General features: G+C 47.2%; 21 protein-coding genes. 18 read left to right on the forward strand and 3 right to left on the reverse strand.

All coding sequences use genetic code 11. The features are described 5' to 3' along the window. Positions 1-40 precede the first annotated feature (40 nt). From BLR65_RS21125 to rsmI, 9 genes are all read left to right on the forward strand, one after another. A complete protein-coding gene (locus BLR65_RS21125; RefSeq protein WP_169717056.1) occupies positions 41-829 on the forward strand; it encodes an IclR family transcriptional regulator in 789 nt (262 codons plus the stop codon). 22 nt (positions 830-851) lie between these two features. After that, positions 852-1664, forward strand: a complete 813-nt coding sequence (larE, locus tag BLR65_RS21130; protein WP_245692964.1) for an ATP-dependent sacrificial sulfur transferase LarE — start codon at positions 852-854, stop codon at positions 1662-1664. A gap of 237 nt (positions 1665-1901) precedes the next feature. After that, positions 1902-3335 carry an aminotransferase class I/II-fold pyridoxal phosphate-dependent enzyme gene (locus BLR65_RS21135; protein WP_093796193.1) on the forward strand — a complete coding sequence of 478 codons (1434 nt, stop codon included), beginning with the start codon at positions 1902-1904 and terminating at the stop codon, positions 3333-3335. 10 nt (positions 3336-3345) lie between these two features. After that, a complete protein-coding gene (locus tag BLR65_RS21140) occupies positions 3346-4023 on the forward strand; it encodes a dTMP kinase (RefSeq protein WP_093796168.1) in 678 nt (225 codons plus the stop codon). 133 nt (positions 4024-4156) lie between these two features. Beyond that, complete coding sequence (locus BLR65_RS21145; protein WP_093796194.1) at positions 4157-4603, forward strand: YaaR family protein; 447 nt, start codon at positions 4157-4159, stop codon at positions 4601-4603. Then, positions 4603-5598, forward strand: a complete 996-nt coding sequence (holB, locus tag BLR65_RS21150) for a DNA polymerase III subunit delta' (protein ID WP_093796169.1) — start codon at positions 4603-4605, stop codon at positions 5596-5598. Before BLR65_RS21145 ends, holB begins: the two co-directional genes overlap by 1 nt. A 1-nt stretch (position 5599) precedes the next feature. Then, a complete protein-coding gene (locus BLR65_RS21155; RefSeq protein WP_093796170.1) occupies positions 5600-6409 on the forward strand; it encodes a PSP1 domain-containing protein in 810 nt (269 codons plus the stop codon). Beyond that, complete coding sequence (locus BLR65_RS21160; protein WP_093796171.1) at positions 6409-7161, forward strand: tRNA1(Val) (adenine(37)-N6)-methyltransferase; 753 nt, start codon at positions 6409-6411, stop codon at positions 7159-7161. The genes BLR65_RS21155 and BLR65_RS21160 overlap by 1 nt, the downstream gene beginning before the upstream one ends. A 202-nt stretch (positions 7162-7363) precedes the next feature. Further along, positions 7364-8173, forward strand: a complete 810-nt coding sequence (gene rsmI / locus BLR65_RS21165) for a 16S rRNA (cytidine(1402)-2'-O)-methyltransferase (protein WP_093796195.1) — start codon at positions 7364-7366, stop codon at positions 8171-8173. Here the strand turns inward: rsmI and BLR65_RS21170 are convergent. Further along, positions 8170-8418: an AbrB/MazE/SpoVT family DNA-binding domain-containing protein gene (locus tag BLR65_RS21170; protein ID WP_093796172.1), complete on the reverse strand. Its 249-nt coding sequence runs from the start codon at positions 8416-8418 to the stop codon at positions 8170-8172. The genes rsmI and BLR65_RS21170 overlap by 4 nt on opposite strands. Before the next feature lie 287 nt (positions 8419-8705). Between BLR65_RS21170 and metG the strand changes: the two genes are divergently transcribed. The 6 genes from metG to rsmA all read left to right on the forward strand — a co-directional run bounded on the left by metG (position 8706) and on the right by rsmA (position 16140). Continuing rightward, complete coding sequence (metG, locus tag BLR65_RS21175) at positions 8706-10634, forward strand: methionine--tRNA ligase (RefSeq protein ID WP_093796173.1); 1929 nt, start codon at positions 8706-8708, stop codon at positions 10632-10634. A gap of 1 nt (position 10635) precedes the next feature. Next, positions 10636-11400, forward strand: coding sequence for a TatD family hydrolase (locus tag BLR65_RS21180; RefSeq protein ID WP_093796174.1), 765 nt, complete (start codon positions 10636-10638; stop codon positions 11398-11400). A gap of 248 nt (positions 11401-11648) precedes the next feature. Then, positions 11649-12638, forward strand: a complete 990-nt coding sequence (locus BLR65_RS21185; RefSeq protein WP_093796175.1) for a resuscitation-promoting factor — start codon at positions 11649-11651, stop codon at positions 12636-12638. Positions 12639-12865: 227 nt separating this feature from the next. Next, positions 12866-14575, forward strand: coding sequence for an ABC transporter ATP-binding protein/permease (locus BLR65_RS21190; RefSeq protein ID WP_169717058.1), 1710 nt, complete (start codon positions 12866-12868; stop codon positions 14573-14575). Between the two features lie 131 nt (positions 14576-14706). After that, positions 14707-15273: a ribonuclease M5 gene (gene rnmV / locus BLR65_RS21195; RefSeq protein WP_169717057.1), complete on the forward strand. Its 567-nt coding sequence runs from the start codon at positions 14707-14709 to the stop codon at positions 15271-15273. 3 nt (positions 15274-15276) lie between these two features. Then, positions 15277-16140 (forward strand): 16S rRNA (adenine(1518)-N(6)/adenine(1519)-N(6))-dimethyltransferase RsmA, encoded by an 864-nt coding sequence (gene rsmA / locus BLR65_RS21200; protein ID WP_093796178.1) that lies wholly within the window; start codon positions 15277-15279, stop codon positions 16138-16140. 33 nt (positions 16141-16173) lie between these two features. Here rsmA and BLR65_RS21205 read toward each other — a convergent pair whose 3' ends face one another. Beyond that, a complete protein-coding gene (locus BLR65_RS21205; protein WP_245692966.1) occupies positions 16174-17013 on the reverse strand; it encodes a glycosyltransferase family 2 protein in 840 nt (279 codons plus the stop codon). Between the two features lie 149 nt (positions 17014-17162). On the opposite strand from BLR65_RS21205, the gene yabG reads away from it, so the two are divergent. From yabG to BLR65_RS21220, 3 genes are all read left to right on the forward strand, one after another. Continuing rightward, entirely contained in the window at positions 17163-18038 is an 876-nt protein-coding gene (gene yabG, locus BLR65_RS21210; protein ID WP_093796180.1) for a sporulation peptidase YabG, read from the forward strand. 133 nt (positions 18039-18171) lie between these two features. Continuing rightward, positions 18172-19875 carry an N-6 DNA methylase family protein gene (locus tag BLR65_RS21215; protein ID WP_281241565.1) on the forward strand — a complete coding sequence of 568 codons (1704 nt, stop codon included), beginning with the start codon at positions 18172-18174 and terminating at the stop codon, positions 19873-19875. A 209-nt stretch (positions 19876-20084) separates the two neighbouring features. Further along, positions 20085-20768 carry a CAP domain-containing protein gene (locus BLR65_RS21220; protein ID WP_093796196.1) on the forward strand — a complete coding sequence of 228 codons (684 nt, stop codon included), beginning with the start codon at positions 20085-20087 and terminating at the stop codon, positions 20766-20768. A gap of 61 nt (positions 20769-20829) precedes the next feature. On the opposite strand, the gene BLR65_RS21225 is transcribed toward BLR65_RS21220, so the two are convergent. Beyond that, on the reverse strand, positions 20830-21111 hold the full coding sequence (locus BLR65_RS21225) for a hypothetical protein (protein WP_093796182.1): 282 nt from the start codon (positions 21109-21111) through the stop codon (positions 20830-20832). Positions 21112-21371: the final 260 nt, after the last annotated feature.

Here is a 21371-nt window from a genome sequence, read left to right on the forward strand (position 1 = left end):
ACGAATAAATCAATACTATAATCTCGAACAGGAGATGGATATGACGGACGAAATAAAGCTTTCGAATAAAAAGCAAATCCAGTCGTTGGCGCGGGCCGCTTATATCCTTGAATTTATTGCGAAAAACCACAACTCTGCCAGTTTGACGCAGATAAGCAAAAATCTTGGATTAAGCAAGAGTACGGTACATGGTTTGATTTCTACACTGGAAGATTTTAATTACGTTTATCAAGATCAAACTACCGGTTTATACCAGTTGGGTTTGAAACTGTTTGAAATGGGCCAGGTGGTTTATGCCAGTATGGATTTACGCACCATTGCCTACCCTGTTTTGGTAGAATTAAGCCGGCAATATGAAGAAACCGTGCATTTGGCATTATTAAGCGGCAATGAAGTAGTGTATATTGAGAAGGTTGACAGTTCTCGCTCCATACGCATCATTTCGCAAATCGGCGGGCGCAACCCAACCTATTGTACGGGGGTTGGCAAAGTTTTGCTGGCTGGCCTGCCGGTGGATAAAGTGGAAAAAATCGTGGAAACCACCGGTATGAAAAAATTGACGCCAAACACAATTGACAATTTGTCGGACCTTAAGTGCTGTTTAGCAGAGGTTGCGCAGCAGGGCTATGCTTTTGACTTAGAAGAAATTGAGATGGGGCTGCGCTGTATTGCGGCGCCGATTAAGAATCACCGGGGGATAACAATTGCCGGGATCAGTTTGTCCGGGCCGACTAACAGGCTGCCGGACGAGCTCCTGCCACAATTGGCAACAGATGTCGTAAATGCTGCCCATCGAATTTCGGAAAAGCTAGGATTTAAAGATAATTGAGAGAACAGGAGCATGCATGATAATGAAACTGGAAGAAAAACTGGATAAACTATTAACTTTATTGCGGGAGCTGGAGAGTGTTGTTATCGGCTTTTCCGGCGGGGTGGACAGCACCTTTTTGGCCGCGGCTGCTCATAAGGCGCTGGGAGACAAGGCGGTTGCCATTACGGCTTGTTCAGAGACACTTCCGCAAAGTGAGGCCGAAGAAGCGGTCCTCTATGCCAAACAAATTGGTATTAAGCATAAGCTTGTCAATATTAGTGAACTGGATAGTCCTGAGTTTGTCGCCAATGATGCGGCCCGTTGCTATTATTGCAAAAAAATGCGATTTTCCGCATTAGTTGACTGGGCAAAGCGGGAAGGGTACAAATGGGTGCTTGAAGGTTCAAATGCCGACGATGTTTCTGACTTTCGCCCCGGGATGAAGGCCGTGGATGAAATGGTAGGGGTGTGCAGTCCGCTTTTAGAATCCGGATTAACGAAGCAAGACATTAGGAAACTGTCGCAGGATTGGGGGTTGCCGACGTATAACAAACCTAGTGCCGCCTGCCTGTCTTCGCGGATTGCCTATGGACTGCCGGTTACGGCCGAACGCCTGAAACAGGTGGAAAAAGCGGAAATTTTTGTGAAGAAATATTTTTCCGGGCAGATTCGTGTCAGACACCATGGTAATTTGGCTCGCATTGAGGTTGAACCGGAACAGTTCAACCTGCTAACTAACCAGGCGACGGTTAAGGAAATTGTGGATGGTCTGAAAGGCCTGGGATTTACTTACGTCACGCTGGATCTTTTGGGATACCGGATGGGAAGTATGAATCAGTTGCTTAATCAATAAAAAGGCAAGGCTTCGTGAAAATCGCGAAGCTTTGCCTTTTTTGTCGTCTGCGGTCACTGTTAAGATATGGCGCAGTTATTATTTAGTTGCTGTAAAACTCCGAACCATTTTTCTGGAAGCTTGTACCAACGGGTGGTGTATGCTAAAATATTTACATCCTGCAAGGGTATAATAGAGGAATGAAAATAAGGTGGTGGCGGCTTGTTAGACCAAACGAAGGTGCCCTTACTGGAAGCCATGAACTCCTATGCCAGTGACGGCGTCATTCCTTTTCATACACCGGGACATAAAATGGGCAAGGGGATACATCCGCTCTTTCAGGAAGCAGTGACCGCAAAAGCTTTAAAACTGGATTTAGCCGATATGGCGGAGTTGGACGATTTGCATGAACCGCACGGGCCCATCAAGGAGGCACAGGATTTAGCCGCCGATTTATATGGGGCTGATTATAGTTATTTCATGGTAAATGGAACAACCGGCGGCATCTATTCCATGATTTTAACGCTTGCCGGTCCCGGTGATAAACTGATTATTCCCCGCAATTCCCATCGGTCGATTATTGGGGGGATTATCTTAAGCGGTGCTATTCCGGTATTTATGCAGCCGGAAGTGGATAATGACCTAGGACTGGCCATGGGGGTCACGCCGGAGACTGTGGCGGAGTCTCTCAAGCAGCACCCGGACGCCAAAGGGGTACTGCTTATCAATCCGACGTATTATGGAGTAGCTACCGATTTAAAAAAAATTGTCGATATTGCTCATAGTCAGGATATTCCGGTTATTGTTGATGAAGCTCACGGGCCTCATCTTAAGTTTTCACCACGGTTACCTATGCAGGCGCTGGATGCCGGTGCCGATATCGTTGCCCAAAGTACCCATAAAATAATTGGCGCGATGACGCAGTGTTCATTAGTTCACTGCCGCAAAGACCGTATCCGGGTGCCGCGGCTCAAGGCCATGCTGCAGTTGGTGCAGTCAACAAGTCCGAACTATATTTTGATGGCTTCTCTTGACGTTGCGCGCATGCAGATGGCGACAGCCGGGCGGACACTCATTGAGCGGGCTGTGGATTTGGCAAACCAGGCAAGGCGGGAGATCAACAAGATACCGGGCCTTTATTGTTTCGGTAATGAAAAAGCAGGCAACCCGGGCGTTTTTCGCATCGATCCGACCAAGGTGACAGTTACCGTCAAGGGTTTAGGAATAACGGGGGCGGAAGCGGAACAGATTTTGCGGCATCAATATAAAATTCAGGTGGAATTAGCCGATATCTATAATATCCTGTTTCTGATCACAATTGGCGACAGTGAGCAGGAGGTTCAGGCGCTGGTTGCCGCCCTCAAGGATCTGGCCGCCACGCATCAGGGGAGCCATGATGTTTCGGCGCTGCCTGAAATCTGTCAGGCTGGCCGGTATCCGGCATTACCTAAGCAAATTATTTCGCCAAGAGATGCACTGTTCGGCAATACCTGCAGAGTGCCTTTTGCTGACGCGGCCGGCAAGATCTGCGCCGAGATTGTGACGTTTTATCCTCCGGGAATTCCGATTTTATGTCCGGGAGAAAGAATTACGCAAGAAATTATTAACTACTGCCATGTCTTGCAGAACGCCGGACTTCATATTTCCGGACCGGAAGATTATTTGCTTAAGACAATAAAAGTAGTAGATTAGCGGGGGAAATATGCGCGGTAAATTAATTGTTATTGAAGGCACTGACGGCAGCGGAAAAGCGACTCAGTCCGGACGGCTGGCATCCCGGCTTAAGGCCGAGGGACGGGAAGTGCGTAAAGTGGATTATCCTAATTACCAGAGCCAGTCATCGGCTTTGGTGAAGATGTATTTACAGGGTGAGTTCGGCAGCCGTCCGGAAGATGTCAATGCTTACGCCGCATCCGCATTTTATGCAGTTGACCGGATTGCTTCCTATAAAAAGGACTGGGAGAAATTTTATGTAAACGGCGGCATTGTGGTTGCCGACCGTTATACGACTTCCAATATGATTCATCAGGCGGCAAAAATCAAAGACAGAACAGAGCGAGAACGATATCTCGCCTGGCTGTGGGATTTTGAGTTTGACAAGTGTGGCCTGCCGGTGCCGGACGCGGTTATTTTTTTGGCCATGCCGCCGGCAGTCAGCCAGGAGCTTATGCGCGGCCGCCAGAATAAGGCTGGTGGAAGCCAGGACATCCATGAAGAAAACAAAGAATATTTGTCACATTGTTTTATGAATGCGTGCGACATTGCCGGCACCTATGACTGGCATAAAATTGATTGTACGCATGCGGGGCAGGTAAAGACCATTGAGGAGATACATAACGAAATTGTCCAGATAGTTGCTGGCATCATTGGCGGGGCATAATAAAGTCTTGCGCAAGCTAGCCATGATTTTGCCAGATATTTGATTATTTTTCAAAAACCAGATATAATTTAAAGGATAAGACGAAAGTGGTCTGCCAGGTATCTTTAAGGCAGGAGGACTTGATCAGATGAGCATGAAAGTTAATAATGTCGGGGTTAGCAATCAGCCGGTACTCGCTGACCGGGATCAAGCTAACAAGTCTGAGAGGACAGGAGATTATTTTGCCGCCGATTTGCTAAAATCCCAGGAAGCACAGTCAACTGAGCGCATGCAGCAGCTCCTGACGCAAATTGATGAAAGCGGACGCCGTTTGTCACAAATGCCGACTTACGGGGAGCTAAAGTCATACCGGGAGTTGATCCGCAAATTTATCGGTGAGGCTGTTTCGCAAGCCTATTCACTGGAAGCCCGTACCGGCTGGGACCGTCATGGCCGGCAAAAATTGTACACGACCATTCGCAAGATTGATGAAAAACTGGCCGAAATGACGGAAGATGTACGTGTTGGTCAGGAACGGCAGTTGTCCATCATGGCTAAGCATGACGCTGTGCGCGGCATGCTGGTTGATCTGTTTACCTAATGATAAACTGGGATGAAGTAGTTGGCCATCAGACTGTGGCCGCTAGGCTTAAGTCCATGCTGTCTGCCGGGAAAATTCCCCATGCCTTATTGTTTGCAGGCCCGGCAGGCATCGGCAAAAGTCTGGCTGCCAGAGTGGTATCTGCCGGAATTTTATGCAGCAGCGACCAGGATAAGCCATGCGGACAATGCCATTCTTGCCGGTTGTTTAGCCGCAATGCGCATCCTGACTTTAGCCTGCTTGTTCCTGAAGGGGCTACCATTAAAATTGATCAAATTCGCTTGCTGAAAAGTTTTGCAGCACTGACGCCGGCTGTCAGCTCAGGCCGGGTATGCCTGATTGATAATGCTGAACTAATGACAGTGCAAGCCGCTAATAGTTTGCTTAAGCTTCTGGAGGAACCACCGCCCGGCTTTGTTTTTATTTTGGTTGCGGGAACAGGTAAGCCGCTGCTGCCAACAATTCTGTCGCGGTGCTGGAAGGTCCAATTTCATTTGTTACCGGCGCAGGTGCTTGAGGATGCCCTGATACAAAAAGGTTACGCACCTGAGGCCGCCGCTGTTGCCGCCCGCTTAAGCGGCGGCAGAATGGGAAAGGCTCTTAACCTGTTGGCGCCGGATGGATTGGCGTTAAGAAATATGGCCGCCCAGATGCTTACCGTACTGCAAAAGGATGATATGACCGCTATTTGGGCAGAAACGACCAGACTTGCCGGTCTCGAAGCTAAAGATATCATAATTGTGCTGGAATTTTTTTTATATCTTTTGCGGGATCTGCTGCTCATAGCAGGCAGGTATAGCGAACAACTGATTTATAATATTGATCTTACCCGGCAACTGGCCGGGCTGGTGCCTTTCTGGCCTGAGAAGCGGAGCATGGCGGCTATGGCCGCTGTTAAAAACACCATTCGCGCCCTTGAGGCAAATGCCAACGCCCGCTTGGCTCTTGAGGAGTTATTGATACTATTAAAGGATTGTCCAGAAGAAGGAGAGTAACATGCTGACAGTAGTGGGTATCCGCTTTAAAAAAGCCGGTAAGATATATTATTTTGATCCGGATTCGCTTGCAATTAACGAGGGTGACCATGTCATTGTTGAAACGGCCAGGGGACTGGAGTTCGGTGATGTTGTCATCGGACCGCGTCAGGTGGAAGATAACCAGATTGTTGCTCCGCTTAAGCCTGTTTTACGGAAGGCAACTCCTGCAGATGAGGAAAAGGTTAAAGACAATCGGAAAAAAGAAAAAGAAGCCTTTGCTATCTGCGAGCAAAAAATTGGTGTCCATGCATTGCCTATGAACCTTGTAGATGTGGAGTATACCTTTGATGTAAATAAAATCATCTTTTATTTTACAGCCGAAGGAAGAATCGATTTTCGCGAACTAGTCAAGGATCTTGCCAGTGTGTTTCGTACCCGGATTGAACTTAGGCAAATCGGTGTACGCGACGAGGCCAAGCTTATGAATGGAATTGGCTGTTGTGGCCGGTCGCTTTGCTGTGCCACCTTTTTGGGAGATTTTGAACCGGTATCGATCCGGATGGCTAAAGACCAGAATTTATCACTAAATCCAACTAAGATCTCCGGTATTTGCGGCCGGTTGATGTGTTGTTTAAAATATGAAAATGATTGTTACAGCGGCTGTTGTGCGAAAAAGGTTGTGCCGCCGACAGTAGGTAAAGAGGTCGTTACCATTGACGGGGAAGGTAAAGTCATATCCATTAACCAGCAAAAGCGGACGGCGACAATTAGTCTGCCGGAAGGCAAAACGTTGATTATTCCCTGGGATGAGGTAGTGGAAAAGGAATAATGATACCTCCCGATTTAGTGAAGCCCGGTGAGCGGGTGGATGATCTTCTTATTCATAATTTAAAACTTATCCAACACCCGGAAGAGTTCTGCTTTTCGCTGGATGCCGTGCTGCTGGCCCACTTTGCCAGTGTGCGTCCTAACGGAGTCGTCGCCGACCTTGGGGCAGGCACGGGTGTTATTGGATTTTTATTACTGGCGCGGGGAGCCTCGCTGGTTACCGGTGTTGAGATCAATCCGGTTATGGCCGATATGGCGAGTCGCAGCGTCCTCTTAAACGGGCTGACGGATAAACTGCGGATTGTAAATGGTGACCTGCGGGATATCCGCGACTTGCTCCCTGGCGGCAGCTTTGAATTGGTGGTGTCTAATCCGCCATATAGGCCGGTCGGGGGAGGCTATATAAGTCCCAATGACCGGATAGCGATGGCGCGGCATGAACTGACGGCCAACCTGACAGACATAGTGGCGGCGGCGCGCTACCTTATTAAATACCGCGGCCGGTTCGCGATGGTTCACCTGCCGGAACGGTTAGCTGAAATTATGCTGGCTATGTGCCAGGCGGGTATTGAGCCCAAACGCCTGCAGTTTGTTTATCCACGGGCAGATAGGAAGCCCAATATGGTGCTGATCGAGGGGGTCCGGGGTGCCAAGCCGGGCATTGATGTGCTGCCGCCGTTAATTGTGTATACGGATACAGGGAATTACACCAATGATATTTTGAAGCTTTATCCTGAGACTAACCCGCTCTAAGACTCCCAGCTTTTACAAGTGGGAGTTATACCCTAAAGGGCACAGGCGAGCGGCTAAGTCCCTGGATAAGGGCGACTAACCTTCAGATGGGGTTAAAACCCCACCTGAAGCTAAGTCTACTTTATGGCAGGACAGGTGAACTTGAGTGACTCAACCAGGCACCCTCTATTTATGCCCAACTCCGTTGGGTAATCTGGAAGACATGACTTTCCGGACAGTCCGGGTATTACAAGAAGCAGACGCGATCGCGGCCGAAGATACCAGACACACCCTGAAACTACTGAATTATTTTTCTATTCGCGCGACCCTGATTAGCTATCATGAGCATAATAAAGCCGAGAAGGGACCGGAGATTATTGAACGCTTGTTACGCAGTGAAAATATTGCTCTGGTGAGTGACGCCGGCATGCCTGGCATCTCGGATCCCGGCATGGATTTGGTCCGTTTGGCGATCGAACACGACATACCGATCGTGCCGCTGCCTGGTCCTAACGCTGCTCTGACCGCACTAATTGCATCCGGTTTGGATACAACGGTGTTTACTTTTGTCGGTTTCTTGCCGAAAACGAATAAACACCGGCGGGAATTGCTCGGCAAATTGGCCGGGTACCCGCAGACCCTTATTTTTTATGAAGCGCCGCACCGGTTGAAAACTACGCTGGCTGAAATGATCACAGCAATGGGCGAGCGACAAGCGGTGGCAGCGCGGGAAATTACCAAAAAATTTGAAGAGTTTGTACGCGGCACACTGCATAGCCTGCAAGAACATTTTAGTCACACCCAGCCACGGGGGGAATTTACCATTGTCGTGGCTGGCAAGCCGGCGGGACCTGAACAGGAAACGGTTAATAACGTGTTACCGGTGCTTGATATTGCCCAAGCTGTTAAACGGTTAATCGAGCAGGGAAGCAATAAAAAGGACGCCATCCGTGAGGTGGCGTCACAAAAGGGCTTACCAAAACGACAGGTTTACCAAACTGTTCTTGAGAGTTCCCTGTTTACAGAAGATTAGACAGCTCGTTGGCCCATAGATTCCAGGCAGTCTTTACATACTTTTTTGCCTTTGAAATCAGTTACATCGGCTGCATTGCCGCAAAATACACAGGCTGGTTCGTATTTGCGGAGAATAATGCGGTCGCTGTCGACATAAATCTCGAGAGCATCCTTTTCTTCGATATCAAGAGTACGGCGTAATTCAATAGGAATAACTACCCTACCTAGTTCGTCCACTTTACGTACAATGCCAGTTGATTTCATTTTTTTTTCTCCCTTCATGCTATACTCATTAATTTTTCAAAAAACACCGAATAACAATATTCGACAAAACTCGCTCAACTAAATAATACCAAATATTACAAGCCATGTCAACCCATTTTTTTACAAAAATAAATTTTTTTTAATAAAATGTCAGTTGCGATGAATATAATTTCTATTCATTGTCATATACTACTACTTTCTGTCGAAAAATACAACTATTGACAACAAAATTCCTGATATCTATAATTGGGAAAATATATGATGTGTGATCACTAAAGGAGGACATTATGTCGAAAAAACCCTTTTACATTACCACGCCGATTTATTATCCGAGTGACCGGTTGCATATCGGACATGCGTACTGTACTACTATCGCTGATAGTATTGCCCGCTACAAGCGTCTGGCCGGTTTTGACGTACTTTTTCTGACTGGCTCCGATGAACATGGACAGAAGATTCAGCGTAAGGCCGAGGAAAATCATACGACGCCTCAGGCTTACGTAGATAATATTGTAGCCTCATTTAAAAATTTATGGGAAAAACTCGATATATCCAACGACGATTTCATCCGCACTACCGAGCGCCGGCATCAAGAACTGGTGCAGGCGGTATTTCAAAAAATTTACGATCAGGGAGATATTTATAAAGCGGAATATGAGGGCTGGTATTGTACGCCTTGCGAAACTTTCTGGCTGGAACGCCAGTTGGTTGACGGCAAATGTCCTGATTGCGGCCGGCCGGTCGAAATTCTTAAAGAGGAAAGTTATTTTTTCCGGATGTCCAAATATCAGGATCGTTTGTTGCAATTCATTGAGGAAAATCCGGATTTTATTCAGCCAACTTCCCGCCGCAACGAAATGATAAACTTTATTAAAGGCGGACTGGAGGATCTGTGTGTGTCCCGGACGACTTTTGACTGGGGTATTCCGGTTCCTTTTGATACCAAGCATGTGGTTTATGTATGGTTTGATGCGTTAACCAACTATATCACCGCCGCCGGTTATTTAAATGACCGGGAGAAGTTTGCCAAATACTGGCCTGCCGATATCCATCTGGTGGGCAAGGAAATCGTACGTTTTCACAGCATTATTTGGCCGGTTATATTAATGGCTCTGGGTGTAGAATTGCCGAAAAAGGTGTATGGTCATGGCTGGCTGGTAGTCGAAGGCGATAAAATGTCCAAATCAAAGGGAAATGTCATTGATCCCATTGCCCTGATTGATGAATTCGGTGCAGATGCCATCCGCTATTATCTTTTGCGGGAAATTACCCTGGGCCTTGACGGCAATTTTTCACGGGAAGCCCTGATCAACCGGATTAATGCCGATCTTGCCAATGACCTGGGCAATCTCCTGCATCGCAGCCTGAGCATGATTGGACGCTTTAACGACGGGGTTGTTGAGGCACCGGGTGAGCCATCCGCTATCGACCAGGAGCTAATTGAGTTGGCGCGTACTACGGCCGCCAGGTATGAACAAGATATGGAACATCAGGATATTAATATTGCCCTTAAAGAATTATGGGCGCTTGTCGGGCGTACGAACAAATATATTGACGAAACCGGACCGTGGGCTTTGGCCAAGGATCCTGCCAAGAAAGGACGCTTACATACGGTTTTGTACAATTTAGCGGAAGTGCTGCGGATTGTGGCTATCCTGATATCGCCGTTTATGCCGCAGACATCGCCTAAAATTTGGCGGCAGCTTGGTCTAAAGGCTGACTTTGCCGGCGTATCATTACATGATGCTCAGGCATGGGGACGTTTGCCGGTGGGCACTGTGGTGGCGAAACCGGAGCCTATCTTCCCAAGAATTGAAGAGAAACCGGCGGCCGTTCCGGCGGCGCAAACGACGGCTGCGCCGGCGCAGCCACCTGAAGCTGCAGCTACGTCCAGCCTGCCGGAAATTACAATTGACGAATTTGCCAAAATTGATTTGCGGGTAGTCAAAGTACTGGCTGCGGAAAAGGTTAAGAAAGCGGATAAATTACTGCTGTTAACAGTTGATCTCGGAACAGAGCAGCGTACCATAATCTCAGGTATTGCCAAACATTATGAGCCTGAGCAACTCATAGGTCAAAACGTTGTGATGGTGGTTAACCTGAAACCTGCTAAAATCCGGGGTATCGAATCTCGCGGCATGGTGTTGGCCGCTTCCTGCGATGATAAGCTGCGGCTCGTAACGGCCGATATGCCGCCTGGCAGCAAGGTGAAGTAACATGCTATTTGACTCACATGCTCATATTGATGACAACCGGTTTGACGCAGACCGGGCTGCGGTTATTACACGGGCGCGGGAAGCCGGATTGGTGGGGATTGTGAACGCGGGTGCCTGCATGGAATCTTCGGCCCGCTCCATTGCCCTGGCAGCAGAACATGCGTTTATTTATGCCGCTGTCGGGGTTCATCCGCATGATGCGGAAGGAACCCGGGAAGAAGACTATGAAAAACTAGCTAGCTGGACGACTAAGCCGAAAGTGGTGGCAATTGGTGAAATCGGGCTTGACTATTATTACGACTTGTCACCGCGCGAGATTCAGCAGCAGGTGTTTATCCGCCAATTAGATGTGGCGCGCCAGTGCAATAAGCCTGTTATTATCCATGACCGGGATGCGCACGGAGATTTGCTGACTATTATCAAGAAAGAAGCCAGGGGGCTTACCGGGGTTTTACATTGTTATTCGGGAAGCTGGGAAATGGCGAAAGAGATCCTAAAGCTGGGCTTTTATATCTCTTTTGCCGGTCCCATTACATACGCCAAAGACGGCAAACTTAAGGAAGTGGCCGCCAATGTGCCCCTTGAGCGCCTGTTGGTGGAGACGGACTGCCCGTATTTGACACCTAAACCCTACCGGGGGCGGCGTAACGAACCCGCCCATGTCAAATTTACGGCTGAAGAAGTGGCCAGTGTCCGGGGGATGGATTTCGCTGTTTTGGCTGAAGCTGCGACAGCGAATACCAAGCGGCTTTTTGCCATTTCTTAACATGAGATTTTTTATAGTTAAAACGAATTGGCTGATAAAATAAAAAAATAAAATAAACTTAGCAGGAATAATTTGGAAATTCGGCGAATATTTTACAGTAGTAAAAGTTGGCCGAATTTTTAATTTTACGTATATAATTTCCATAGTATGGTAATAATTAAAGTAATAATTGGATAAATTTGGATCTTATTTTGACTTATCAGCTATCTTATGGTATAATTGCCAAGCTCACAGAAAGGGGGGTATTCATGAGTGATGAACGGTCAATACTAGCAAAGTATGGACAAAGAAAAGTAGTGCTGATTGTGGCACTGCTACTGGCATCACTGGTGGCAACCGGATTTGTTTGGGCACATAAGCAAGTACATATTATTGCAGATGGTCAGAACTATACTGTAAATACCTTGTACCAAAACCCGCATAAAATTCTGCATCAAGCCGGAATTGAACTTAGCCCAGAAGACGAAATCAGGTTGTCTACAACCAATGTGGTTGAAGGAACCGTCATCGAAGTTTTGCGGGCCGTCCCAGTAACAATTATTTATCAAGGGAAAAGTACCAACTTAATCGCCGCTAAGGCTACCGTGCGCGAAATTGCCGATCTGGTGGGAATACCGCACGACAAGGTGAAATTGGTGCCAGGCGATGATACGAAACCGGATGCTAACATGACCATTAGGGCCATTACATTGAGTGAGAAGATTGAAGAACAGGAAATTCCTGATTTGTACCAAGTGATCCGTCAGCCTGATTCCACATTGGAAAAAGGCGTGGAAGAAACGGTTCAGACAGGAGAAAATGGTCTTAAGAAAGCGACAGTACGAGTTAAATTTGAAGACGGTGTTAAGGTTTCCGCCGATGTCTTGTCGGAAATCGTGGCGGTAAGCGCTAAACCCCAGATTATCCGGGTGGGTACCAGGAATGTAGTGGAAACTTCCCGGGGAACTATGCGTTTTCGCGATGTGCGCCATATGGAGGCTTCCGCTTACTTGCCCACAGACGGTTCGTCCCAAGGATTAACGGCTACCGGAATTGCCGCAAGGCACGGTATTGTTGCTGTTGACCCGGATGTGATCCCGTTAGGTACCCGTCTGTATATTCCCGGGTATGGGATGGGATTGGCCGCCGATACCGGTGGCGCGATTATTGGCAACCGCATCGATTTGTGTATGGAAAGCTCCGGTGATGCCTGGCGCTTTGGCCGACGAACAGTAAAAGTTTATATCTTGGATGAGTAAGAAAATGGCAGAGCTTAGCGCTCTGCCATTTTTTCTACCTGTTAGCAGGAGTAACCACCTAACGCAGCGAAATAGGCACAATTACCTTACTATTGATTAAGGATATTCTTGGAACATGCGGTTAGTCCGCTTTTCCGTGGCGCTAATTTGCGACACTGACCTATGCGTGTAAATCCTTATGGGTATTCTCCAGATTTGTGGCGAAGGGATTGGTACTTTTGACTGGCATTAACCTTGGTTTTCTCAAAGACAGTTGGCGGCTTGCCCGCGGATACTGGCACTCGGAAGAAAAGTGGCAGGCCCGGGGGCTAACCGCCGTAATTGTCACGTTAAATATAGCTCATGTTTATATTTTGGTACTACTCAATATGTGGACCAATCGGTTTTATAATGCTCTGCAGAATTTTGACAGAGAAGAATATGTTAGTGCATTGGGCGAGTTTTGTTTGCTGGCAGGTATGTATATCATTGTGGCCGTGTATGAACTCTATCTGCAGCAAATGCTGGAAATTAGATGGCGGCGATGGTTGACCAAGAGATACTTGGATAGTTGGCTTGCCAACCGGAACTATTACCGGTTACAGCTTCTTGACAATAACACGGATAACCCTGACCAGCGTATTAGTGAGGATTTACGACTGTTTACCAATTACTCCTTGCGATTAGCGATGGGATCGTTAAAAGCGCTTGTTACCTTAGTTTGCTTTATTACCATCCTATGGGAAATGTCAGGTATCTTAACGGTTCCTGTAGGCGGTACCGTGGTAACTATCTCCGGGTACATGGTATGGGTCGCTCTATTGTATGCTATTATTGGCAACTGGCTGACTCATAAAATAGGCAAGCCGTTAAGCAAGCTTAATTTTGACCAACAGCGCTATGAGGCTGATTTCCGCTTCAGCTTAGTACGGCTTAGGGAAAATAGTGAAAGTATTGCTTTTTACGGCGGTGAATCCCGGGAAGGTCAATCTTTTATGAAGCGATTTAATACTGTGCTGGCTAATTTCTGGGAGATTATGAAACGACAGAAACAAGTAACCTGGTTTATCTCGGGATATGGGCAGATTGCTATTATTTTTCCTATTTTAGTAACGGCTCCCCGTTATTTTGCCAAGGAAATTCAGCTTGGCGGTCTGCTGCAGATTTTGGCGGCTTTTGGCAAGGTACAGGACGCGCTAGCTTTCTTTGTTGATAATTACCCTTTGCTGGCAGAGTGGAGATCGGTGGTCAACCGGTTACATGGTTTTGTTTGCAATATGGAGCAGGTCAGTGCACTGGCTGATACTGGCGCTACTATTCATAAGGCGGCGGCATCATCTTTGGCGGTGGCGGGTCTCAATATTCATTTGCCTGACGGCAAACACCTGTTGTCGGAGCTTACATTTTCACTGGAAACAGGTGATTCCTTACTGGTGGCAGGGCCATCAGGAAGTGGTAAAAGTACGCTGTTGCGGGCCTTATCCGGCCTATGGCCGTACGCTCAGGGGGACATCACCATACCGTCAGGACAGACGATCTTGTTTCTGCCGCAAAAATCTTACCTGCCGCTTGGCACGCTGCGGGAAGTTTTGCTTTATCCCGGCCCGCGTCAGCCGGTTCGTGATGAAGAAATTTATGCGGCGATGACGCTTTGCCGGTTGGACTGGCTGAAAGGACAGTTGGATAACGTAGAAGATTGGTCACATGTATTGTCGCTGGGTGAACAGCAACGGGTAGCTTTTGTGCGGGCCTTGATTCATAAGCCGGATTGGTTGTTCATGGATGAAGCGACTTCCGCGCTTGACGAGCCCACGGAACGGATGTTGTACACCCTCTTGCGCGACCAGTTGAAGAATACGGCAACGATAAGCGTCGGCCACAGGGGGACACTTACCGGCTATCATAAGAAGAAATTGACTCTGGACGGAACCGGCTGTTGGAGTTTGCTGAATTTATAAAGGGAAAGTGAAACCGCCTCGCCGGCGGTTTTTCGCTGTTGTTGTTGTTTTAATTGGATTTCCTATAGATAAAAAGAGGTCAATTGTGGTAATATATTCATATTGCTTTAAGTTACAAAATGGAGTGCGAAATGATTAAAGAAGTTATTGTCGTTGAGGGTAAACAGGATATTGCCGCCGTTAAACGGGCGGTAGATGTGGAATGTATTGCGACGGAAGGGTTTAATTTATTGCCGCGTACGCTAAGCCGCATTAACGATGCTTATAAACGGCGGGGAATTATTATTCTGACAGACCCCGATAGTGCGGGTGAACGGATTCGTAAGTACCTGGCTCAGCGTTTTCCTGAGGCTAAACATGCTTTTGTACCCAGAGAGCAGGCCAATGCCAATAATGACATTGGCATTGAACAAGCTTCACCGGCAGCCATCAGGGAAGCGCTTAATAAGGTGCGGCTGCATGAGTGGCAGCCATCAAGTGAATTTAGCTGGCAGGATATGATAGCAGGCAGCTTGACGGGGGTACCGGATGCGACTGCCCGCCGGGCAAGTGTCGGCAAAGATTTGGGTATTGGGTATGCCAATGCGAAAAGCTTTTTATACAGGCTTAATCATTATGGGATTACCCGCGCTGAGTTTACAAAGGCGCTGCATGATTTAGACAATGCTGCTGGGATAAAACAACGTGTGGAGGACTAATTTATGGCGCTAAAGCCGCGCATTGCGCAAAAAGAAGTAACGTTACATATCCTAAAAACATTTGGTCTGCATATGAGTAAGAAATTAGGCCAAAATTTTCTGATTGATAGTACGGTCGTTGACGGCATTGTTGCCGCCGCCAAGGTTAGCGAGGGAGACCCGGTGTTGGAAATCGGGCCGGGGATTGGGACGTTAACTCAGGGGTTGGCTGAGGCCGGGGCCGAAGTTACTGCCGTAGAGCTTGACCGCCGGCTGCTGGCAGTACTCAGTAAAACGCTGGCAGGCTATGAACATGTTAGGATTATTCATGGTGATATTTTAAAAATTGACATTTCCCGGGAAATAAACAAAGAAAAGTACAAGGTAATTGCCAATTTGCCTTACTATATCACGACACCAATTATCATGAAATTTTTAGAGGAGCGTTTTCCTGTCGAATTACTTGTCACTATGGTGCAAAAAGAAGTCGCTGAACGTATGGTGGCTAAACCCGGCGGTAAAGACTATGGGGCGCTATCGGTAGCGGTTCAGTATTACACGGAACCGGAAATTATGTTTATTGTGCCGCCGCAGGCATTTATTCCACCGCCGGCGGTAGAATCGGCCGTAATCCGTTGCACGGTGCGGAGTAAGCCGCCTGTAGAAGTGGTTAGTGAAAAGCTGTTTTTCCGCGTGGTAAAAGCGGCTTTTGCCCAGAGGCGTAAAACACTGACCAATGCGCTAAAAGGCGGAGGGTTAAACAAGGAAACTGTTGACGGGATGCTAAGCGAGGCCGGTATTGATGGCGGGCGGCGAGGAGAACAGTTATCGCTGACGGAGTTTGCCGCCGTCGCCAACGCCTGGGCAAAGCGGACAAGCTCCTGTTAATCATGTTCCGCCAGCTGGACATAAAAGCCCTGCTCATTTCGAGCAGGGCTTTTCGTCTAAAAATGTGTCTAACAGGTCTAGGCGCCGGTCTGTGTGATAACCAAGGTACGTTTTGTTCTGCCATTGGCGATTGCGGCTTTGACCATGAAAGGCGGCAATCGCCTCAAGGCAGTCACCGACAATCGTATCAATAATTTTGTTGGTATGGATTTGGTTTTTTACGGAGGATCCCAGACGGTAATGGGGAATGGTGGTAGCGACATCAATTTTTAATTTGTGCATGCGGGCAAGCGCCAGGGTAACCGGAGGTACAGCCAGCTCGCGTAAATCAATTGTTTCCAGGAGACGGCGGGATACGGCATGAGGACCATGAGCCGGGCTGGCTAAATTGATTTTTTTGTCAAGGCCCAATTCTTTATTAAGGGTAAGCCGCCACTGAAATGTTGGATTATAGCGTTCAATATGACGTGGCGGAGAGGGATAACAATTGGTTAAGGCCATGTCCAGGTGTTTTAGCAATACGCCGTCAATCAGTTCCATCAAATTTTCATTAAAGGTACCAACCATGTCACCATCAACAAAAGCGACAACATTGCTGCCTAAAGCCAATGCCACTTTAGCGCCGATGGCACGTGGAGTGTCAATTCCTAAACATTCGTGAAAGTAGATAATCTGGAGTTTCGGGAGGCGCAGTTGCAAAGCCTCGCGCATGGTACTGTCTTTAGAACCGTTGGCTACCAGGATGATGTGATCAATCGGCAATGTTCCCAGATTTTGCAGCACGGTGCTAATGCGTCCCCCCTCATTCCTGGCCGGAACGACCACGCAAATCACGTCCATCACCTCGGAGTAAGGATGCGTGTTGAATGCCATGTTGATAAAGCGGCCTTATGAGGGCTCGCTATAGTATATAGTTAAGATCAGGTATTTGACACTCGTGACGGCCGGTTATTTTGTGGCACTTTAGCCAGACGCTACATAGTATGTAATAGTTACAGCCACTAGCTAAGGGGGGGGTTTAAGTGGACATTCAAGTAGGCGATCTGGTTGTCAGGAAGTCTCATGGCGGCGATATTGTGTTTAAAGTTGCTAAAATATTGGTTGATGAAACCCAGCAAACGCATTGCGTTTTAAAAGGGCTGCATTTACGGCTGATGGCCGACTCACCCATAGATGATCTTGAACGGATTGAGGCGGAACATTTACGCAAAGAGATTGTTCGCATGGAAAGTATTCATAATGATACCATGCGCCGGGTTATGATGCGGCGCAGCCGCGAACGGGAACAGGTCGAACTAAGACGGTCTGAGACGACCAAAAAATACACTTTTTTTGATTTGCCCGGCCGGGTCTTACACCTGGACGGGGATGAGGAATACCTTAAAATGTGTTTGAAAACATATAGCCAGCTTAATATTCAGGCAGAAGGACGGTGGGTGGAAGAGTCCAAACAAGCGGATATTATTATCGGATTATTAGAGGAAATCCGTCCGGATATTCTCGTACTTACAGGGCATGATGCGCTGGTCGGCCATGGTAAAAAGGATATAAGCGACATTAACAATTATCGGAATTCCAGACACTTTGTGGCGGCAGTAAAAAAAGCCCGCCAGTTTGAGCCATCCCGCGATGATTTAGTTATATTTGCCGGCGCCTGCCAATCGCATTTTGAGGCCATTCTTTCATCAGGTGCCAATTTTGCCAGTTCGCCTAATCGAATTTTCATTCATGCTTATGATCCGGTATTTATTGCGGAAAAGGTAGCATTTACTCCCATTAACCGGACGGTGGAAGTAAGTGATGCGATTACTGCATCGGTCACCGGCGTCGATGGTGTAGGCGGTTTGGAAACCAGGGGAAAATTCCGGTTAGGAATGCCTAAAACACCAATTAAATAAATGCAAGCGGAGGTTACCCCATACGAAAAATACGCCCTGACGGGTGTATTTTTTTTGGAGGGAAAGGTTAGATGAAATCTGGTGGTGAATTATTTAATTATACGAAGATAAGTCAAAGGAGGCGCAACTTGCCATCAGCGGAAGAAAAGACCAGGCCGACCGGAGTAAACGTAAAGCTACCGGCGTTTTTTATACGCCGGCGCCTATTGTAGAATACATACTTGAGCATACGCTGGAAAAACTGGATATCCTGGCAAATCCCACGCCTGGAATACTGGATCCGGCATGTGGTTCAGGCAACTTTTTGGTAGCAGCCTATGATATGCTGCTAAACAAGTTTTCGGAAAATTTGTCTGAACTGCAGGTACGGTATGCCGACCAATACTATAGGATGCAAACCGATTTAGGAGAGTATGCTCTTAAGGGCAGCGCCTACTGGTGCCGGGAAAATTTACATTACCACATCCTGCGCCACTGCCTATATGGAGCCGATCTGGACGCCGGCGCTGTCTCGATAGCCCGGGAGCGCTTGTGGGAAAAGGGAGAGATGCAGGAACCCGTTGCCACCAATCTGGTAATTTGCGACAGTCTGATTAAATGGGAAAAAATTCCGGAAGAATCGGACGGGCGCAATGATTCTAACGGCATAAAGTTAGCTGAGTTTTGGAATAGAAAGTATGATTGTGTTATTGGGAATCCGCCCTATGTCAGTTTTGGCCTAAACCGTGTAGGCAAAGTCCCCGCTGCTCAGTCTGATTACTTACGGGTGAATTATCCGCAATCGGCACAATACAAACTGAGCTATTATGCACTGTTTTTTGAGCGCGGCATTTCAGCGCTAAAGCCGGGGGGATACCTTGGCTTTATTACGCCGGACAGCTATTTATTGGGACGGTATTATTCCAAGGTTCGCGCCTTTATTTTGGATAGCTGTCGTATTTGTGAACTGGCACTGATGAGTGATCCGGTATTTCACGGTGTCGTGGTGGGAATTCCCGCTATTGCCATATTACAGAAAAAGAGCGGGGTCTCAGCAAGCGCCGCCGGAGTAGTGGCTGTAAAAAAAATAAACAAGGCCGAGGGGTTGCTCGCTGTTTACCAATATCCGCAGGACTACTTTTCCAGGCAGGTGTACAGCCGGTTTCGCTTGTTTTTCAACGAAAAAGATAAAGAAATTATAGATAAATTGGATCAAACTTCCTGCCAATTTGGCGATATAGCCAAAATTAGGACAGGCATGCGTTCGCTGACAGTCCAGGCGGATATAAAAAGTAAATCAAAGCAAAGTGATACCTGGCATGCGGGACTGACATCCTCGGCGCAGGTTTTACCTTTTACGCTTAGTTATCAGGGGGACTGGCTGGATGTTAATCCGGCCAAGCTTAACAAAGGCGGCTGGGATAAGGAAGTTATGGCAGGCCGCAAAATCTTATTGAGGCAAACAGGAGACCGCCTGGTTGCTGCTGTAGATCAGGCAGGATATTACCATTTAAACAATATTCATTCCTTGACGGTTTGTACAACGGAATTTAGTTTAGAATACCTGGTGGCAATTCTTAATTCACGGTTAATGAATTTTTACTATCAGACGGTGACACTGGAAAAAGGAAGGTCTTTGGCACAGGTGGATATTGAAATGGTGGAAAAATTGCCCTTAATGATTGACTGGCGTAAAGCCCAGGCTGTTACGGCACTTGCCCGGCAACTGGCTGAATTAGGAGGCTACGAAAGTACTGAGGAGGGGAGAAGGCTTTTTCACCAACTGAATAAAGAAGTGTATGCAATCTATGGACTAGCGGCAGATGACGTTCTGTATATTGAGCAAAGAATGTTATGAGCCGATAGGCCTAATAAAAGGGGACGTAATGTCCTCTTTTTGTTTCCTACATAAATTGGCAGGATTGGAGAGACAGGAGTTTATGCGAACAAGTCGAATATTTACATAACATCAGACTGACCTGTCAGTTTGTAAACTGAATATGATGCCGGTTAATAACAATTTTATAGCGAAAATTCAAACTTTGAAAGGTAGGTTATGTGAAGTTAATGAAGATCAAAAAATCGATAACGAAAACAATATTGGGTTTAGTGGTTATGTCGCTGATGACAACCTCCTTCGGCGGCGTGTGGGCGCCGGCCGTCTATGCAGCCGAAGTAGAAGACCAAACTGTGCAAAGCGGCGACAATAAAGCGGCGATTGGCGGATTAGTGGCTCTTGGCTTACTGGCGGTACTTGCCGGTAAAAAAGGCGGGCATAGTGACTCGAAGGCAAAAAATGTAACGACGAATAATCCGCCTGCCAATAATTCCAATACGGGTAGTTCGGTGCCGACAACAAGTTCCGGACTTACGGCCGATGAAAGTAAAGCATTTCAATTGTTAAATGCCGACCGCGCAGCCAATGGTTTGCCGGCTCTCAAGATTAACTCCAGTCTGGTGCGCCTGGCGGAAAACTATGCGCAGGATATGATTAACCGTAAGTTCTTTTCCCACTATAATCCGGAGGGGCAGTCGCCTTTTGACCGGATGAAGCAGGCAGGTATTAGCTATCGTTATGCCGGCGAAAATCTGGCTATCAATAGTAGCGTAGCGGCTGCTGAAAAAGCCTTTATGAATAGCTCCGGCCATCGGGCCAATATTTTGAGTCCCAACTATACCGAAGTTGGTGTTGGTGTTCGGTACGACTCTTCCGGTTCTGCCTATGTTGTGCAGGAGTTTATAAAAAAGTAGTATTTTTTACAAAAGCAACAAAAAATCCGCGCCTAATAGCGCGGATTTTTTGTTGCTTTTGTTACATACACTTCGGACAAGAGCCGCGATGTTCATGATAATCGAACTCATGGCCGCAGTAAGGGCACACTTTGTATAAACGATAGGTGCAGATTTTATAAAGCTTATAGTAACATTTATAAGTTTTGACACATTCTTTAGTGGGCTGGCATTTCATTTTAGGAGTACAGCAGGACATATCCATGTCATGACAGTCGTCGTCCATGTCATAGCCTTCGTTGCAGCCGCATTTGTCATAATCATCATCGCATTTCCAGTAAGGATATTTTTTGTAAGCCTTCATAACAGTATTACCTCCCTTTTATTCTAAGATAGCTGATTTCATCCCAAAAGGGGGAGAGCATCTGTTATATACTATGAGTAACACCAGCAAAATGTTATGTTGTTTGCGGAAACCGTAACTATTTATATATGGCATTATGCCGGAGTAATAAAATAGCACGCAGCGCTGCTGCTATGGCGGCAGGCTAATTTGATTAAAGTTTATTAGTTTGTTTCACTATAAGTGCTTATTTTTTTGCCAACACACCACTCGCCTGCAAA

The organism is Sporomusa acidovorans (genome assembly GCF_900101845.1).
GTDB classification, from domain to species: domain Bacteria; phylum Bacillota; class Negativicutes; order Sporomusales; family Sporomusaceae; genus Sporomusa; species Sporomusa acidovorans.

Excerpts from the sequence above, each read along its gene's own strand:
- larE (WP_245692964.1), top strand. The coding sequence starts at position 852 with ATGAAACTGGAAGAAAAACTGGATAAACTATTAACTTTATTGCGGGAG.
- BLR65_RS21170 (WP_093796172.1), bottom strand. The coding sequence starts at position 8,418 with ATGAAATCAACTGGCATTGTACGTAAAGTGGACGAACTAGGTAGGGTA.
- BLR65_RS21225 (WP_093796182.1), bottom strand. The coding sequence starts at position 21,111 with ATGAAGGCTTACAAAAAATATCCTTACTGGAAATGCGATGATGATTAT.
- BLR65_RS21185 (WP_093796175.1), top strand. The coding sequence starts at position 11,649 with ATGAGTGATGAACGGTCAATACTAGCAAAGTATGGACAAAGAAAAGTA.
- BLR65_RS21205 (WP_245692966.1), bottom strand. The coding sequence starts at position 17,013 with ATGGCATTCAACACGCATCCTTACTCCGAGGTGATGGACGTGATTTGC.
- BLR65_RS21220 (WP_093796196.1), top strand. The coding sequence starts at position 20,085 with ATGAAGATCAAAAAATCGATAACGAAAACAATATTGGGTTTAGTGGTT.
- rnmV (WP_169717057.1), top strand. The coding sequence starts at position 14,707 with ATGATTAAAGAAGTTATTGTCGTTGAGGGTAAACAGGATATTGCCGCC.
- rsmA (WP_093796178.1), top strand. The coding sequence starts at position 15,277 with ATGGCGCTAAAGCCGCGCATTGCGCAAAAAGAAGTAACGTTACATATC.
- rsmI (WP_093796195.1), top strand. The coding sequence starts at position 7,364 with ATGACTTTCCGGACAGTCCGGGTATTACAAGAAGCAGACGCGATCGCG.
- BLR65_RS21160 (WP_093796171.1), top strand. The coding sequence starts at position 6,409 with ATGATACCTCCCGATTTAGTGAAGCCCGGTGAGCGGGTGGATGATCTT.
- BLR65_RS21125 (WP_169717056.1), top strand. The coding sequence starts at position 41 with ATGACGGACGAAATAAAGCTTTCGAATAAAAAGCAAATCCAGTCGTTG.
- holB (WP_093796169.1), top strand. The coding sequence starts at position 4,603 with ATGATAAACTGGGATGAAGTAGTTGGCCATCAGACTGTGGCCGCTAGG.
- BLR65_RS21145 (WP_093796194.1), top strand. The coding sequence starts at position 4,157 with ATGAAAGTTAATAATGTCGGGGTTAGCAATCAGCCGGTACTCGCTGAC.
- BLR65_RS21135 (WP_093796193.1), top strand. The coding sequence starts at position 1,902 with ATGAACTCCTATGCCAGTGACGGCGTCATTCCTTTTCATACACCGGGA.
- BLR65_RS21180 (WP_093796174.1), top strand. The coding sequence starts at position 10,636 with ATGCTATTTGACTCACATGCTCATATTGATGACAACCGGTTTGACGCA.
- BLR65_RS21155 (WP_093796170.1), top strand. The coding sequence starts at position 5,600 with ATGCTGACAGTAGTGGGTATCCGCTTTAAAAAAGCCGGTAAGATATAT.
- BLR65_RS21140 (WP_093796168.1), top strand. The coding sequence starts at position 3,346 with ATGCGCGGTAAATTAATTGTTATTGAAGGCACTGACGGCAGCGGAAAA.
- metG (WP_093796173.1), top strand. The coding sequence starts at position 8,706 with ATGTCGAAAAAACCCTTTTACATTACCACGCCGATTTATTATCCGAGT.